This window comes from Pseudopedobacter beijingensis, from assembly GCF_042678145.1.
In the GTDB taxonomy this organism is placed as follows: Bacteria; Bacteroidota; Bacteroidia; order Sphingobacteriales; family Sphingobacteriaceae; genus Pseudopedobacter; species Pseudopedobacter beijingensis.
In genome coordinates this window covers 1-15,869 of record NZ_JBHUDG010000017.1, presented here as the reverse complement: position 1 = coordinate 15,869, position 15,869 = coordinate 1, and the positions used below count along the sequence as shown (strand labels likewise).

Genomic DNA, 15,869 nt, shown 5'->3' with positions numbered 1-15,869 from the left:
CCGCCACAATCACAAAGGACGCCAAGAATACAGATAGACATTAATTCTCAGAGAATTTAACACTCTTTACGGTTTTAAAATAGAAAAAACATCCCATAAAAAATCAGATTTTTTCAAATCTTCATTTTTCAACGATATTCCCCTCCAAAACAAACAATCAACACACTAATAATCAACACATTGAACACACAGCAACAAAACACTGGATATTTATCCACATCATGATGGAAAAATCGGCTTAAAAGCTTATTTTTGAAGTTATTACTTTATAAATATGAGTGAAGAACTAGAAAACAAGTCAAATTATTCAGCAGATAATATTCAGGTATTAGAAGGATTAGAAGCGGTAAGAAAACGTCCTGCGATGTATATCGGAGATATAGGCGTGAAAGGATTACATCACTTAGTATATGAAGTTGTTGACAACTCAATTGATGAAGCTTTAGCAGGATATTGTACGGATATCCACGTAACTATACATAACAATAATTCTATCACGGTAGAGGATAACGGTCGTGGTATCCCTACGGGAATTAACAAAAAAGAGAACAAATCTGCTCTTGAAATTGTAATGACCGTACTCCACGCGGGTGGTAAATTTGATAAAGATACTTACAAAGTATCCGGAGGTTTACACGGTGTAGGGGTAAGTTGTGTTAACGCTCTCTCTGTACACGTAAAAACCGTGGTACATAGAGAAGGTAAAATTTTCACTCAGGAATACGAAAGAGGAAAACCTTTGTTTGATGTTAAAGTAATTGGCGAGAGTGATAAAACAGGTACTATACAAACTTTTCTACCTGACCCTACCATATTTACGCAAACAACGGAGTATAAGTTTGATACACTGGCCGGCAGATTACGTGAACTGGCCTTTCTTAATAAAGGTATCCGCCTGACTTTGACTGATGAAAGAGAAGTTAAAGAGGATGGTTCTTTCTTAAGCGAAGAATATCACAGTGAGGGTGGCTTAAAAGAGTTTGTTACCTTTTTAGATTCTACCAGAACTCCTTTGATTCCGGAAGCTATTTATATAGAAGGTGAAAAAAATGGTATCCCGGTAGAGCTTGCTTTTACATATAACAACTCTTACAACGAGAACATCCATTCTTACGTGAACAACATCAACACCATTGAAGGTGGTAGCCACGTAGCTGGTTTTAGAAGAGGTCTTACCAGAACTTTGAAATCTTATGCTGAAAAATCCGGTTTATTAAAGAATGTAAAAGTTGAAATTACCGGAGATGACTTTAGAGAGGGTTTAACATCTGTTATTTCTGTAAAGGTACAAGAGCCTCAATTTGAAGGACAAACAAAAACCAAGCTCGGAAACACAGAGGTTACCGGAGCTGTAGATATTGCAGTAGGTGAGGCTTTAGGTAATTTTCTGGAAGAAAACCCTAAGGAAGCCAGATTAATCGTAAATAAGGTAGTCCTTGCCGCTACAGCCAGAGCAGCAGCAAGAAAAGCCAGAGAAATGGTTCAGCGTAAAAGCGTAATGGGCGGCTCTGGACTTCCAGGTAAACTTGCTGACTGTGCAAACAAAGACCCAATGGTATGCGAATTATTCCTTGTCGAGGGAGATTCTGCGGGTGGTACTGCTAAACAAGGAAGGAACAGAGACTTTCAGGCTATTTTACCATTAAAAGGAAAAATCCTTAACGTGGAAAAAGCTATGGAGCATAAGATCTACGAAAACGACGAGATCAAAAATATATTTACAGCATTAGGCGTTAGTATAGGTACAGAAGAAGATGATAAAGCATTGAACTTAAACAAGCTAAGATATCATAAGATCATTATCATGACGGATGCTGACGTGGATGGATCACACATTACCACGCTAATCCTGACTTTCTTCTTTAGATATATGAAACCGTTAATTGAGTCTGGAAATGTATTTATTGCTGCTCCTCCTCTTTATCAGGTTAAAAAAGGAAAAGATTTTGAATACTGCTGGAACGACACACAACGTGATGCTGCTATCCAAAGACTAAAAGGTGCTGGAAAAGAAGATAGCGTACACGTACAACGTTATAAAGGTTTGGGAGAGATGAACGCTGAGCAACTTTGGGAAACAACATTAGACCCGGAAAGAAGAACATTGAAAAAAGCCACTATTGAAAGTGCAGCTGAAGCTGACAGGGTATTTTCTATGTTAATGGGCGACGAGGTTGCTCCAAGAAGGGAGTTTATTGAGAAAAATGCCAAATATGCAAAAATAGATTTGTAAGACTCAGATCTATAATTATACTACACAAAAAATCCCCTAACTCAAAAGATGTTAGGGGATTTTTTATGTGTAAACACATCCTCCCTTAATATGCACTACAAACATATCTTTAAATAAAGCTATTTAAAAAAACACTTTCGTTATCCTAATCGGAGTTCGAAGAGTTTTTCTTTCAGGAGTCTTAGTAAAGAGATTTAAGCCCTTTTAAAGCCTATACTAAACTTGCCAAGGTAATCACTCTCTCTTTTATAAATAGCTGGATATATAGTAGCTTAATCAAGCCATTAAAGTTTTCCATTATAAACAGGCATAAAAAAAGCAGGACACCTAAAAGGTGTCCTGCTTTTTTTCCTTATATTGGATTTTCTTAGTGAGCAACTACTGTATCAACAACTGTAGTGTCAGTAGCGTTAGTATCAACAACGATAGTAGTGTCTACTGCTTCAACAGATACTGTATCAGTGTTTCCTTCAGCTGGTTTGTTTGAGTTACAAGCAACTGCTGATAAAGAGATAGCTAAAGCGAAGAATCCGAATTTAAATAAATTTTTCATGTCTTAATTTTCTTTTTTAATTTTTATGATTTTAATCATTAATACCGCAAAGATAAAAAGGTAACCCCATAATTTTAATTTTTTATTTTTTTATCTCAAAAAACATCATAACAACCTAATTACCAATACAATATTTTATATAAATATTTTAAAAAAGATCTCCTATCTAAAAATAAAAACCGATAAACAGAAGGATAAAACGCGTAAAATTCAATTTTGAATCTAAGTTTCAACTTAATACCATCTTTAATTTTCAATAAATATCATCTACATGGTGAGGATAATGCACATAGGCTTATTATTATCAAATAATTTTTCAACTTTGCATATTCCAAGGCTCTTGGCTTAGAGTAATTTTATTTATAGATATTGGGTTACATTTTAATAATTAGCGTATTAAGTAGTGAGTAGTAAGCAGACACATTCCAAGCCAACAGATAATGATATCATTTTAGGGATATTAAACAACTCTACTACTGTTTTGAATTATCTGTATAAAGAGTATTATCCTATGGCTTTGAAGTTGGTATTGAATAATAATGGAACGGAAGAAGAGGCTAAGGATGTTTATCAGGAATCTATTATCATTCTGCATACCAAAATTAAGAATGGTGACTTTGAGTTAAGCAGCAAACTCAAAACTTTTATATACTCTGTTTGCAGGCGTTTATGGCTAAAAAAGCTAAACCATAGAGGAAGGCAGACGGAAAATATTAAAGATTATGAAGACTTTATCCCGGTTGAAAATGATTTAGAACAACATGAGGAAAAAGATAAGCAGTTTAACAAAATGCATGAGGCATTGGAAACTTTGGGTGAACCCTGCAAAACAATTATTGAGGATTTTTATATCCGAAATATGTCTATGCAAGACATCTGTGAAAAGTTTGGTTATACCAATGCTGATAATGCAAAAACACAAAAGTATAAATGCCTGCAAAGACTCAAAAAAATGTTTTTCAATTTAAAATAACAAAGCCATGTTCAGTGAACTTGATTTAATAAAACGCATAGAAGCTTATCTCTACAAAGAGATGAATGAGGATGAGCGCATTAAATTTAAGCTTGAAAGACAGCAGAATCCAGCTTTAGACCAAAAAGTTGTTGAGCATATAGAGTTCTTGAAATCTGTTAAGGGATACGGTGAAATAAAATCGTTGAAATCTACATTGAACAGTATTCACGAAGAACTGGATATTCCTACCATCAGAGAGGAAGTACTTGAGCACAAACCTAAGATTGTAGAACTCTGGGAAAAATACAAAAAAAGCCTTTCTATTGCCGCATCCGTTGCAGTTATTACAACATTAGTGACTTTATTTTCCACTGGCCAATTTAAAACAGATAAGAACGATCCTTCTTATAGTGCCTTAAAAAGGGATATGGAAAGCATCAGGAAATCACACAATGCGTTGGTTAGAAATGTTAATTCTAAGGCCGCAAATAGTAAGAGCGTAGCTCCCAGTCAATTTGGGGGTACTGGCTTTGCCTTAACTTCTTCTGGTTACATTGTTACCAACTACCATGTGGTACAAGGTGCTGACTCTGTTTATATCCAGAATAATAAGGGCGAATCTTTTAAAACGCAAACAATTTATGTAGATCCGTCTTACGATATTGCTGTGTTATACATTAACGATCCGTCTTTTACCAGTTTAGGAAATTTACCCTATACATTTAAAAAATCTGCAGATTTAGGTGAAGATGTATACACTATTGGATACCCAAGAGATGAGGTTGTTTTAGGCAAAGGTTATTTAAGTGCACAAACCGGTTTTGGTGGTGATTCTCTTCAATATCAAGTTTCTATTCCTGTAAACCCAGGTAACTCCGGAGGCCCATTATTTGATGCAAAAGGCAATGTAATTGGTGTAATCAGCGGAAAACAGAACCAAACAGACGGAGCTGCATTTGCCATTAAATCTGATTATGTTTTGAAAGCGGTAGAAAGTATCTCTCAGGATTCTCTAAAAAACAAAATAGTACTGAATAAAAAGAACAATGTGGCTTCTTTAAACAAAACACAGCAAATTAAGAAAATGCAAGATTACATTTTTATGGTTAAGGTCTATAATTAACGATATAAAACCAATACAAAAAAGAACGCCGGAGTATTAAATATTCCGGCGTTCTTTTTTACATCAATTTATACTTTAATTGATTGCTGGTAAAAAAGAATAGTTTTTTGAGTAATACATCATCTGTTCAAAAAACGATTTAGGATATTCTACTTTCACATCAACAATTTCATCATTTTTCATTACCGGAACTAATTTTGGTTGTATAAAACCTTTATAAGGTTTAACATCCAGCTTACTAAACCTTTCTAAAACTTCCGTCAATAGCTGCTGATCAACTTTAACCCCATAGTTTTCTACCAGGTTTTTACCACCGGTATAATCTCCTTCAGATTTAATTCGTTGTATTTCTCTTAAAAGATCGCCAAATAAACTTCTCAACTTAGTATAATCATTAATTTTAGTATAGGTTTTTCCGTTCTCTTTAAACAGCTCTATCACATTATCTTTCTTTCCTTTCTCATAAGCCCACATAGCAATCAGCTGTCTGTTGCGCATATGCGCTTCCTCCAGATTATGTCCTGGTTTAATTCTGGTAAGTTGCGAAATAAGGCCATTCATGATGTAGCTATCATACTCTGCTTTTCCCACTTCAAGATTTGGCATAGCGCCTATATCTACCAATTTCTGATCGTAGATATAATACAGAGCTACCAAATCTGCTCTTGCTTCTTCCAAAGTAGAAGCGTAAGTTTTAAGTGTTTTGTCTGGTGTTTCTACTCCCGGATTAATTTGCCCCGAAGCATGTCCTATACATTCATGCATATCTGTATGCAGATCTGAAGACAGATTACCATATTCTTTAATCCTTTTCTTCACATCATTGCCGTAAGCAAACTCATCTAACATACCGCTTCCGGCAGCCATTAAATTATAAGAATGTACAATATTGCTCAAAGAAACAGACTTGGAACCATGCTCCTTTCTAATCCAATCTGCATTGGGCAGGTTAATACCAATAGGTGTTGACGGACTTGAGTCTCCAGATTCCTGAATTACCGTTATTACTCTTGCTGTAATACCTTTTACATCTTTTTTCTTATGTTCTGGAATCAAAGGAGAGTTATCTTCAAACCACTGAGCCTGATCAGAAATTAACTTAATACGTTTTGTAGCTTCTTCATCTTTCATAGAAACCACACTCTCAAAAGTTCCCTTCTTACCTATAGCATCGTTATAAACTTCTATAAAACCATTGATAACGTCTATATGCGAAGATGTATCTTCTACCCAGGCAATGCTGTAATCGTCAAAATCTTTCAAATCACCGGTTTGGTAATATTTAATCAGTTTTTCAAGAGCTATTCTTTGCTGGTTATTTTCAGCGACCTCGGTTGCTTTTTTCAACCAATAAACAACTTTTTCTAATGCGGGACCATACATCCCTCCTATTTTCCAGGTTTTCTCATAAACCTTTCCGTTTTCTTTAATCAACTTGGAGTTTAATCCCCATGATGGAGCATTACCTTTGGTATCAAATTGAGCATAAAATGTTTCTACTTCTTTTTGTGTAACTCCTTCATAAAAATTATTGGAAGAAGCCATTACATTATCTATCCCTTCTCGTAGATCAACCAGTTTAGGTTGAAAGTTAGCATCAAAAATATAAGGTTTAATTCTGGTTAAAAAGGCATCCTGAGTTTCGCCACCCAGCAATGGAAACCCTTCTTCTGCAGAGTTTTTAACCAACTCTGAAAAGTACTCGAAAGAACATTCTGGTATAAATTTATCGTTTCCATAATGATGATGATTTCCATTACTAAACCAAAATCTCCCACAGTAATCTCTAAACTGCTCCCATTCTTTCGTTGTTTTATCTCCTCTATAAGAGTCGTAAATATTTTCGATGGTTTTACGAATGGTTAAATTATATTTCCCACGCTGGTCGTATGTAATATCTCTTCCACACAATGCTGCTTCTGAGAGATAGTATGCCAGTTTCTTTTGCTGTAAGGTCAGGTTATCAAATCCCGGCACCTGATAGCGCAGAACCTGTAAATCGGCAAATGATTCTGCCTCTACATTAAAATTTTCGTCAGAACCAGATTCGTTAGTACTTTTTTGTTGGTTGCAAGCTGTTACTCCAAATGCCAAAGCAGAGGCGACAAGAATATTCTTATATTTCATTATTTACTAATTTTGGTTTTTGTTAGAAATAAATTCAGTAGACTTATAAAATTAAATTTAGGTATTCTGTAAACAGTATAAAAATTATGAAGTAATTTGTTACGGATTGCGCTGTTTATTTTTTACTTGTACACCAAACTGAATAGTATTTGTTGTTAGCAAATCTGATGTGGTCAAATAATGGATATCCTTTTAAGAAAACTTGATTTTTTTAGTTACCCTGAACTGTTTTTTATTTTTTTACTAGAAAACCTGATAGTTTGTTTACTTGCTCTGGTTTTTGGTCATATCGTGATTAAAGCTTACCATCATACAGTAAAACACCCAACCAGAAAAGATATTTTGTTTTGCTTGGTTACTGTTTTTATCAACACCATTATTACACTTATAGGATATATTCTATGGAAGCAAAACTTTATTATCTTACAGTTTGACCTTTCTTTATCCATTATCACAGATCTTTTAATTCTATTTTTGGCTATGGATTTTCTGATGTATATTTTCCATTTACTCATTCACCGTACTTTTCTATATAAGCAAATCCATTTGTTACATCACGAAGCTATAGATCCTAAACCAATTGATCTTTTTGTACTACACCCATTAGAAACAATAGGATTCGGGATGCTGTGGTTAATATTAATACTGGTTTGTCCATTTAACATTTATGCTATTATCATTTATCTTTCTTTAAATGTCTTGTTCGGTGTCATAGGACATCTTGGTTTCGAACCTTTTTCAATGAATTTTCTTAAAAACACTCCAATAATCCGTTTTTTGGGTACATCTAATTTTCACCATACACACCATCGGGAACCTGATTGTAATTTTGGTTTCTATACCAATATATGGGATAAAATATTCGGAACATACCAAAATAAAGGTTGATTTTCTAAGTACTTTTTATCCTTCCAGAAACTTTTCTTTGTAGTTTACGTTATACTTAACAAAAGTTCAACAAACCATCTATGAAGAAAACCTTACTAACCTGCTTTTTGACATTTTTTTGTCTGAGCATATTTTTTAACTCCAATGCACAGGTCCCAGATAGTACCTGGGGACAAAGCTTTGATAAATATCCCACTTTCAGATTCAAAGGGCTATTTCAAAGTCGTTTTACCACCAGCTTAAATGATGGTGTAGATGTGACCGGATTACATCACGATCAGGGAAAAATAACCAGCAATTCCTTTTCCATCAAATACATGCGGGCGCAAATGCAGGCCGCTATCAGCGAACGGACAGAAGTTGTTGCTTTGATTAATCTGGCTGATTTTAAATCTGACCCTAAAACCAAAGTGCTTGAAAATGCCTATTTAAAATACACCTTTAGTCCTAAATTGGCTTTTACCGTTGGTCAATTCAGACCCTGGTTTGGAATCGAAGAAACACATCCTGTAGACATTATCAAGTCATTAGACTGGTCTAATCAATACAGTGAGTTTGGTAAAATCGGATGGACAAGTTTCCAAATAGGTATTTCTGCGGGTGGGCGGGCAAATATTGGAAAACTTCCGGTACAATATGCAGTTTCTGTGGTGAATGGAAATGGAAAAAACCAGATTTCTGATAATAATAGCGGCAAACACTATATGGCAAGAACAGTGGCTGTACTATCCAAAAAATATAATGTTAACCTCGGCTTAAATGGAGGTCTTGCAGAAGTTGAACCCGGCACTGCTTACGCCTGGGGAATAGATGCAACAGGAAAAATACCATTGTCTCATAAATGGTCTTTCGACATTCAGGTCGAAGGAAAACAAGCCATTAACCATACACTTTACATGGCGCAAAATAATCCGGGGAATCTGGATGATTATCGTATTCGCGGAATATATGTTTTACCCAACTTCAGGTATGAAATCAAGCATAAAAACCTAAGTTCTATAGAAGCATCATGCAGATACGAATATCTTGACCCTAACTTTCATCAGGCTTCCAATGCAAGACAAACCTACACCCCAATGGTTGGGTTAGAGTTTCTTAAGGATTATGGCGCCCGTATTCAATTGGGAATGCAAATAGATCGTTATAAAACCCAAATCATCAATACCAACACTTATAACGGAAATTTGATGATTGTACAGGTTCAAACCAGATTTTAAATAAAAAACTTCACCAATAACCTCTATACCTTATGAAAGAAATAAACATTAAGAATGCAGGAATAACGCTGCTTATAGCCATTGTTTTATGGCTGATTCCAGCACCGGAAGGTGTTAAAGAAAATGCCTGGCATTTGTTTGCTATTTTTGCGGCTACCATTTTTGGTATTATTCTCAAAGCTGCCCCCATGGGAACCATGTGTATGCTGGCAGTGGCCTTTACCGCAATCACACAAGTATTAGCTCCCGGTAACCCCAGTGCGTCTATTGTTAAAGCTTTAAGTGGCTTTGGTGATAAAGTTATCTGGTTAATTGGTATTTCCTTTTTTATTGCCCGGGGTTTTATTAAAACAGGATTAGGAAACCGGATAGCTTTTCTTTTCATCAAAATATTTGGGAAGAGCTCTTTAGGCTTAGCTTACGGATTGGGCTTAGCAGATTTATGTTTAGCCCCTGCTATACCAAGTAATACAGCCAGAGGTGGCGGTATTATTTATCCGATCATGAAATCTATGTCTATGAACTTTGGCTCTGTTCCTGACGATGCCAGTACCCATAGAAAATTAGGTTCATTCCTTACGCTCAATAGTTATTATATGAACTTGATTACTTCCTCTATGTTTTTAACCGGAACTGCGAGCAATCCTATGTGTCAGAAATTTGCAGCAAATTTAGGTATCAACATTACGTGGATGTCATGGGCAGCAGCAGGTCTAATACCTGGATTGGCTGCTTTCATTATTGTTCCTTTGGTATTATATAAACTTTATCCACCTGAATTAAAAAAGACAGGTGACGCACCAAAAGTAGCCTCAGAAAAGCTCAAAGAAATGGGACCTATGACAAAAAACGAATGGCTGATGATGCTCGCTTTTGTGGTACTTTTAGGTTTGTGGATTTTAGGAGATACATTATCTATAGATGCTACAACAACCGCCTTTATTGGTCTATCACTTTTACTTTTAACGTCTGTACTTACCTGGGAAGACGTAAAATCAGAAAAAGGTGCGTGGGATACCATTGTATGGTTTGCCGTATTGGTTATGATGGCCAGTTCGCTTAACGAATTGGGTTTTATAGGTTGGTTTAGCGAATTGATACGTGTAAAAATTGGAGATCTGGATTGGTCGATTGCATTTCCTGTTATCGTTCTTGTTTACTTTTTCAGCCATTACATATTTGCCAGCGCTACCGCACATGTTGCTGCCATGTATGCCGCCTTACTAGGTGTTGGTGTTTCTTTAGGCATTCCCCCCATGTTATTGGCGATGATGCTGGGCTTTATGGGATCTATTTATGGTGTATTAACCCATTATGGACACGGTCCTGCTCCGGTTTTTTTTGGTAGCGGGTATGTTGATCTTAAAGCATGGTGGTTACGTGGATTGGAAATAGGTATTGTCCTTCTCATTATTTACATGGGAATTGGTGGTTTATGGATGAAAGTTATAGGTTATTATTAAAAATCTACTATATATGCTGACAACATTATCACGTAAGATGATCATGGGTTTAACCGGGTTATTCCTGTGTTTCTTTTTAACTATCCACCTATTGGGGAATCTCCAATTGTTTCTTCCGGCAGAAGAGGCCCGTATCCAGTTTAACTGGTATTCGCACTTATTATCGGGCAATGCCCTCATAAAATTAGTATCTTATATCTTGTATCTGAGTATTATTATACATGTGGTAGATTCTATTATCATCACTTCTAAAAATAAAAAGGCATCTACCCCTTACCAATACGATAAAAGAAAAAGAGCGAGTAAATGGTATAGCCGTAACATGGGTATATTGGGTACTATTATCCTGATATTTTTAGTGATTCACTTCAAGAATTTCTGGTACGTTTATAAATTTGGAGAGATGCCTTTAGATGAACAGGGGCAAAAAGATCTTTACCAGATTGTAGTCACCACTTTTCAGGAAGGCTGGTATGTAGTTATTTATGTTATAGCTATGATAGCGCTGTGCTACCATCTGCTACATGGTATTTCCAGTGCATTCCGCTCCTTTGGACTTTATCATCCTAAATATGTCAGATGGGTAAAATACATCGGATATGCTTTTTCAATAATTGTATGTACAGGTTTTGCTTTAATGCCTATATACATTTTTTTCACCATGAAATAATTTACTGATGATGAAACTACATGCAAACATCCCTGATGGTCCGCTAGAACATAAATGGGAAAACTATAAAAAGAAAGCCAAACTGGTGAATCCTGCAAACCGTAAAAAACTGGATATTATTGTGGTAGGTACTGGTTTAGCCGGAGCATCTGTTGCAGCATCTCTTGGCGAAATGGGATACAACATTAAATCATTCTGTTTTCAGGACAGTCCAAGAAGAGCACATTCTGTAGCCGCACAGGGTGGTGTAAATGCAGCAAAAAACTATAAAAATGATGGGGACAGTGTTTACCGTATGTTTGTAGATACGCTTAAAGGGGGCGACTTCCGTTCTCGCGAAGCCAATGTTTACCGTATGGCAGAATGTTCTTTAAATTTAATAGATCAGGCTGTTGCACAAGGTGTTCCTTTTGGAAGAGAATATGGCGGTTATTTAAACAATCGTTCTTTTGGAGGGGTACAGGTAAGCAGAACCTTTTATTCCAGAGGTCAAACCGGACAACAATTACTCTTAGGATCTTACCAAGCGTTAATGCGTCAGGTAGAGAAAAAAACAGTAAAACTGTATGCCCGACATGAAATGCTGGATTTGGTAGTTGTTGATGGGAAAGCCCGCGGAATTATAGCGCGTAACTTAGATACAGGTGAAATTGAGCGTCATGCTGCCCATGCTGTAGTCTTAGCCACCGGAGGTTATGGTAAAATTTATTTTCTCTCTACCCTGGCTATGGGATGTAATGGTTCTGCCATTTGGAGAGCCCATAAAAAGGGGGCTTTTATGGCCAGCCCGAGCTGGATACAAATACACCCCACCTCTCTCCCACAATCTGGAGATTATCAGTCTAAACTAACCTTAATGTCCGAATCGTTACGTAATGATGGTCGAATTTGGGTTCCTAAAAATAAAGATGAAAAACGGGAAGCTAATCAAATACCCGAAGAAGAAAGAGATTATTATTTAGAAAGAAGATATCCTGCTTTTGGAAACTTGGCTCCGCGTGATATTTCATCCCGGGCAGCCAAAGAACGCATTGATGCCGGCCACGGAGTTGGACCGCTGAAAAATGCGGTATATCTTGATTTCTCTAAAGCAATTAGAGAACAGGGAAAAGAGAAGATTAAAGAAAAATACGGAAACCTGTTTGATATGTATCTTAAGATTACCGGATACAATGCGTACGAAGTCCCCATGATGATCTCTCCTTCTGCCCACTTTTCTATGGGAGGACTTTGGGTAGACTATGAATTGATGACAACAATTTCGGGGTTATTTGCTTTAGGTGAAGCTAATTTTGCTGATCATGGAGCGAATAGATTAGGAGCTAACTCTCTCCTGCAAGCTTCTGTAGATGGTTATTTTATTGCGCCTTATACTATTGCTAATTATCTTTCTAACGAAATACACACAGGTAAAATAGATAGTAACCAACCAGCTTTTGAATCCGCAGAAAATAATGTTAAAGCCAAACTGAAACAATTGATTGACGTCAATGGCACAAAAACTGTAGACCATTATCACAAAACTGTAGGTAAGATATTGTATGATTATTGCGGTTTAAGCCGTAGCAAAGAGGGTTTAGAAAAAGCCATTTCAGAAATTAAAGCTCTTCGTGAAGACTTCTACAAGAATGTAAAAATACCATCTGATATCAATTCTATCAATACAGAACTTGAAAAAGCAGGTCGGGTTGCCGATTATCTCGAGATAGGTGAATTGATGTGTCATGACGCTTTAACCAGAAATGAATCTTGTGGGGCCCATTTTCGTGAAGAATACCAAACAGAAGATGGTGAGGCCATGCGTAACGATGCCGAATACCAGTTTATATCTGCATGGCAATGGAATGGATCGCCAGAAAATCCGGTTTTACATAAAGAAGAATTGAATTTTGAGTTTGTAAAACCTATTGTAAGAAGCTATAAATAAAAGCACCTACTATGAAACTTACACTAAAAATATGGAGACAAAAGAACCAGCATGAAACTGGTCGATTGCAGGAATATAAACTAGATGATGTTAATCCGCACATGTCTTTTTTAGAAATGCTGGATACTCTGAATGAACAGCTCATTGTTAAAGGAGATGACCCGGTTACTTTTGATCATGATTGCCGAGAAGGTATTTGCGGACAATGTGGTTTAATGATTAATGGTATTGCCCATGGTCCTTTAGCGAATACCACAACCTGCCAGCTACACATGAGAACTTTTAATGATGGTGATACTTTGTTTATAGAACCTTTCAGATCCAAAGCTTTTCCTATACGTAAAGACTTAAGTGTAGATCGCTCTGCCTTTGATCGTATTATATCTTCTGGTGGTTATGTTTCTGTCAATACCGGACAGGCACCCGATGCACATGCTTTACCCGTTACCCATGAGGTTACCGAATCGGCTTTTGATTCTGCCGCCTGTATTGGGTGCGGAGCCTGCGTAGCAACTTGTAAAAACGGTAGTGCGGCCTTGTTTACATCGGCTAAAATAAGTCATCTGGTACAACTTCCTCAGGGAAAAGAAGAAAGGCTTAATAGAATTAAAAACATGGTTAATGCTATGGATAAAGAGGATTTTGGGCATTGCACCAATACGGAAGCATGTGAGGTAGAATGTCCGCAAGGAATATCTGTATTGAATATTGCCCGTATGAATTTTGAATTTATGCGAGGAAAAATAATAGAGAAATAGATTTTTATAAAACAACAGCGGAACACTTTACAATACTCACCTGATAATTAAGATTTCGCTGTTGTTTAATACTGATTACTTAAAAGTAAGTTCATTTGTGCTCACTTCAAATATTTATAGAACTTTGTAATAAAAAAGAAAAAACACTGCCCTCTCCATATTCACTCTGCACAGATAGCTTTCCTCCTTGCGCTTCTATAAAATCTTTACTAATACTCAACCCTAAACCTGTACCTTCTTTTTTAGAACCGGGAATACGAAAATAACGTTCAAAAATCTTGCTTTGGTACTGCGGCTCTATTCCATTGCCTGTATCTTTCACCGAAAACCGGACCATATTTTCGACAGGTTCGGATTTTATAACAATAATTGAATTTTCATGTGAATAACGAATTGCATTGGAAACAAGATTTGTTAATACCCACGCCGTTTTTTCGCTATCAGCCATAACCATAGATAATTGCTCATCTATACAGACATTTAATGCTATCTGCTTTTGGTCTGCCATAGCTTTATTGGCATTTACCGCATAATCTACTATTGGTTTTATTTCCGATGGAATCATATTTATTTGTATGGAACCACTTTCTACCTGTGTGACATTAAGAAGTTCTCCGGTTATTTTCAGTAACCTACTAGTATCTTCTTTTATGCCTGATAACAGATTTTTTTGTTCATTATTCAATTGTCCTATCTGTGTATTTTCTAATAACTGAATCCCCATTTGTATAGATGCTATTGGTGTTTTAAATTCATGAGAAACGGTTCCCATGAAATTTGTTTTGGCCAAATCCATTTCTTTAAAAGGGGTAATATTTTTCAGGATGATAACTTGTCCGATAAGTTGAGTTTCTACTTCTCCGGTTGGCACTATATTAATATCCACAACTTCTTTTTCGAAATAGCTTTCTTTATTATCTGCAAATATTTTCAAGGGTTCTGTCGACTTGTTCTTACTATACGGATTAATAATATCACGAACCAAGTCATTTACGGCTGCAACTTCTTCTATCTGCTTTCCTACAAACTCTTCTTTTTTCAGCGCTGTTATATTTAGTGCTTCTTCGTTAACAAAAAGTACTTGTCTGTTCTCATCTATACCGATAACAGGGTCATGCATATTGTCTATAAGTGCTTCTATCCGTTTTTTTTCCTTCAATATCCTATCTAGCTTACTTTCTGAATATTCTTCCAGCTTTTTAGCCATACTATTAAAAGATTTTGCCAATTCGCCAAACTCATTATGCCCTTCGAAATTGACTCTTTTTTTATAGTTCTGATTGGCAATTTGTTTAATGCTTTCTGTTAATTCAGATATAGGATTAGCAATATTGGACGGCAGATTTACAAGCAAGATAAAAGCTATAAGGAAGCAAAGTGTACCTGAAACCGAGATAACCACAATAGCCCTTTGTGCCGTATTATCTGCAATATCACTTTTTCTTTCTATAGCCTGCATATTCAAGTGCATCAGTTCTGTGATATCTTTTCTGATGGCAGAAATCAGATTTAGATTTTCTGGTTGTTTTCTGAGTAAAAAGAAATGCCTGATCACTTGTTCTGTTGCTTGCTTTTCTCCCTGTTCTGTTACATTTTCTTTCTGTTTATTCAGATTTATCTGGAACATATTTATTGCTCCTCCATTCTTTCCAACATCTTCCAATGCCAACAACATATTTCGAGAATATTGCAATGTATTATAATTGGCTACCAATATATTATTCGTATCTTTTTTGAGCTGATTAACATACCACCCACTAACGATTGCCAATAGCAATATCATCAAAAACAACAGTCCTACACCAAATGTTAATTTTGTTTTTATTTTCACTTTATCCAGAAATTTAAATTGAACTTGTTTAAACTTTATTGATTTTCTTAATTTTTCTGAGGAACAAGGCACAAAAAGCCATCCAATGCATTGACATCCAGTTTTGAGCAGAGGTCTCATACCT

Annotated in this window: 12 protein-coding genes; 9 read left to right on the top strand and 3 right to left on the bottom strand. The window is 36.1% G+C overall.

Annotated elements, in window-relative coordinates; genetic code table 11:
* The first annotated feature begins 274 nt into the window (after window positions 1–274).
* Window positions 275–2,233, top strand: a complete 1,959-nt coding sequence (gene gyrB / locus ACFSAH_RS11190; protein WP_379662824.1) for a DNA topoisomerase (ATP-hydrolyzing) subunit B — start codon at window positions 275–277, stop codon at window positions 2,231–2,233.
* A 367-nt stretch (window positions 2,234–2,600) separates the two neighbouring features.
* On the opposite strand, the gene ACFSAH_RS11185 is transcribed toward gyrB, so the two are convergent.
* Window positions 2,601–2,786 carry a hypothetical protein gene (locus tag ACFSAH_RS11185; protein ID WP_379662823.1) on the bottom strand — a complete coding sequence of 62 codons (186 nt, stop codon included), beginning with the start codon at window positions 2,784–2,786 and terminating at the stop codon, window positions 2,601–2,603.
* 403 nt (window positions 2,787–3,189) lie between these two features.
* Between ACFSAH_RS11185 and ACFSAH_RS11180 the strand changes: the two genes are divergently transcribed.
* Both ACFSAH_RS11180 and ACFSAH_RS11175 read left to right on the top strand, forming a co-directional pair.
* A complete protein-coding gene (locus tag ACFSAH_RS11180) occupies window positions 3,190–3,759 on the top strand; it encodes an RNA polymerase sigma factor (RefSeq protein WP_379662822.1) in 570 nt (189 codons plus the stop codon).
* Between the two features lie 7 nt (window positions 3,760–3,766).
* Window positions 3,767–4,864 carry a S1C family serine protease gene (locus ACFSAH_RS11175; protein ID WP_379662821.1) on the top strand — a complete coding sequence of 366 codons (1,098 nt, stop codon included), beginning with the start codon at window positions 3,767–3,769 and terminating at the stop codon, window positions 4,862–4,864.
* Between the two features lie 75 nt (window positions 4,865–4,939).
* Here ACFSAH_RS11175 and ACFSAH_RS11170 read toward each other — a convergent pair whose 3' ends face one another.
* Window positions 4,940–6,991 (bottom strand): dipeptidyl-peptidase 3 family protein, encoded by a 2,052-nt coding sequence (locus ACFSAH_RS11170; protein WP_379662820.1) that lies wholly within the window; start codon window positions 6,989–6,991, stop codon window positions 4,940–4,942.
* A 180-nt stretch (window positions 6,992–7,171) separates the two neighbouring features.
* Between ACFSAH_RS11170 and ACFSAH_RS11165 the strand changes: the two genes are divergently transcribed.
* The 6 genes from ACFSAH_RS11165 (at window position 7,172) to ACFSAH_RS11140 (ending at window position 13,914) form a co-directional block, all read left to right on the top strand.
* On the top strand, window positions 7,172–7,879 hold the full coding sequence (locus ACFSAH_RS11165; protein WP_379662819.1) for a sterol desaturase family protein: 708 nt from the start codon (window positions 7,172–7,174) through the stop codon (window positions 7,877–7,879).
* 80 nt (window positions 7,880–7,959) lie between these two features.
* Complete coding sequence (locus tag ACFSAH_RS11160) at window positions 7,960–9,096, top strand: porin (RefSeq protein WP_379662818.1); 1,137 nt, start codon at window positions 7,960–7,962, stop codon at window positions 9,094–9,096.
* Between the two features lie 32 nt (window positions 9,097–9,128).
* Window positions 9,129–10,559 carry an anion permease gene (locus ACFSAH_RS11155; protein WP_379662817.1) on the top strand — a complete coding sequence of 477 codons (1,431 nt, stop codon included), beginning with the start codon at window positions 9,129–9,131 and terminating at the stop codon, window positions 10,557–10,559.
* A 13-nt stretch (window positions 10,560–10,572) separates the two neighbouring features.
* Entirely contained in the window at window positions 10,573–11,229 is a 657-nt protein-coding gene (locus tag ACFSAH_RS11150) for a succinate dehydrogenase cytochrome b subunit (protein ID WP_379662816.1), read from the top strand.
* Window positions 11,230–11,239: 10 nt separating this feature from the next.
* Window positions 11,240–13,156, top strand: a complete 1,917-nt coding sequence (locus ACFSAH_RS11145) for a fumarate reductase/succinate dehydrogenase flavoprotein subunit (RefSeq protein WP_379662903.1) — start codon at window positions 11,240–11,242, stop codon at window positions 13,154–13,156.
* Between the two features lie 11 nt (window positions 13,157–13,167).
* Window positions 13,168–13,914: a succinate dehydrogenase/fumarate reductase iron-sulfur subunit gene (locus ACFSAH_RS11140; protein ID WP_379662815.1), complete on the top strand. Its 747-nt coding sequence runs from the start codon at window positions 13,168–13,170 to the stop codon at window positions 13,912–13,914.
* 106 nt (window positions 13,915–14,020) lie between these two features.
* Here the strand turns inward: ACFSAH_RS11140 and ACFSAH_RS11135 are convergent, their stop codons facing one another.
* Window positions 14,021–15,745: an ATP-binding protein gene (locus tag ACFSAH_RS11135; protein ID WP_379662814.1), complete on the bottom strand. Its 1,725-nt coding sequence runs from the start codon at window positions 15,743–15,745 to the stop codon at window positions 14,021–14,023.
* Window positions 15,746–15,869: the final 124 nt, after the last annotated feature.

What these genes read in the sequence shown, in the direction of transcription:
- ACFSAH_RS11175 (WP_379662821.1), top strand. Translation starts at nt 3,767, where the DNA reads ATGTTCAGTGAACTTGATTTAATAAAACGCATAGAAGCTTATCTCTAC.
- ACFSAH_RS11170 (WP_379662820.1), bottom strand. Translation starts at nt 6,991, where the DNA reads ATGAAATATAAGAATATTCTTGTCGCCTCTGCTTTGGCATTTGGAGTA.
- ACFSAH_RS11160 (WP_379662818.1), top strand. Translation starts at nt 7,960, where the DNA reads ATGAAGAAAACCTTACTAACCTGCTTTTTGACATTTTTTTGTCTGAGC.
- ACFSAH_RS11150 (WP_379662816.1), top strand. Translation starts at nt 10,573, where the DNA reads ATGCTGACAACATTATCACGTAAGATGATCATGGGTTTAACCGGGTTA.
- gyrB (WP_379662824.1), top strand. Translation starts at nt 275, where the DNA reads ATGAGTGAAGAACTAGAAAACAAGTCAAATTATTCAGCAGATAATATT.
- ACFSAH_RS11145 (WP_379662903.1), top strand. Translation starts at nt 11,240, where the DNA reads ATGAAACTACATGCAAACATCCCTGATGGTCCGCTAGAACATAAATGG.
- ACFSAH_RS11140 (WP_379662815.1), top strand. Translation starts at nt 13,168, where the DNA reads ATGAAACTTACACTAAAAATATGGAGACAAAAGAACCAGCATGAAACT.
- ACFSAH_RS11155 (WP_379662817.1), top strand. Translation starts at nt 9,129, where the DNA reads ATGAAAGAAATAAACATTAAGAATGCAGGAATAACGCTGCTTATAGCC.
- ACFSAH_RS11185 (WP_379662823.1), bottom strand. Translation starts at nt 2,786, where the DNA reads ATGAAAAATTTATTTAAATTCGGATTCTTCGCTTTAGCTATCTCTTTA.
- ACFSAH_RS11165 (WP_379662819.1), top strand. Translation starts at nt 7,172, where the DNA reads ATGGATATCCTTTTAAGAAAACTTGATTTTTTTAGTTACCCTGAACTG.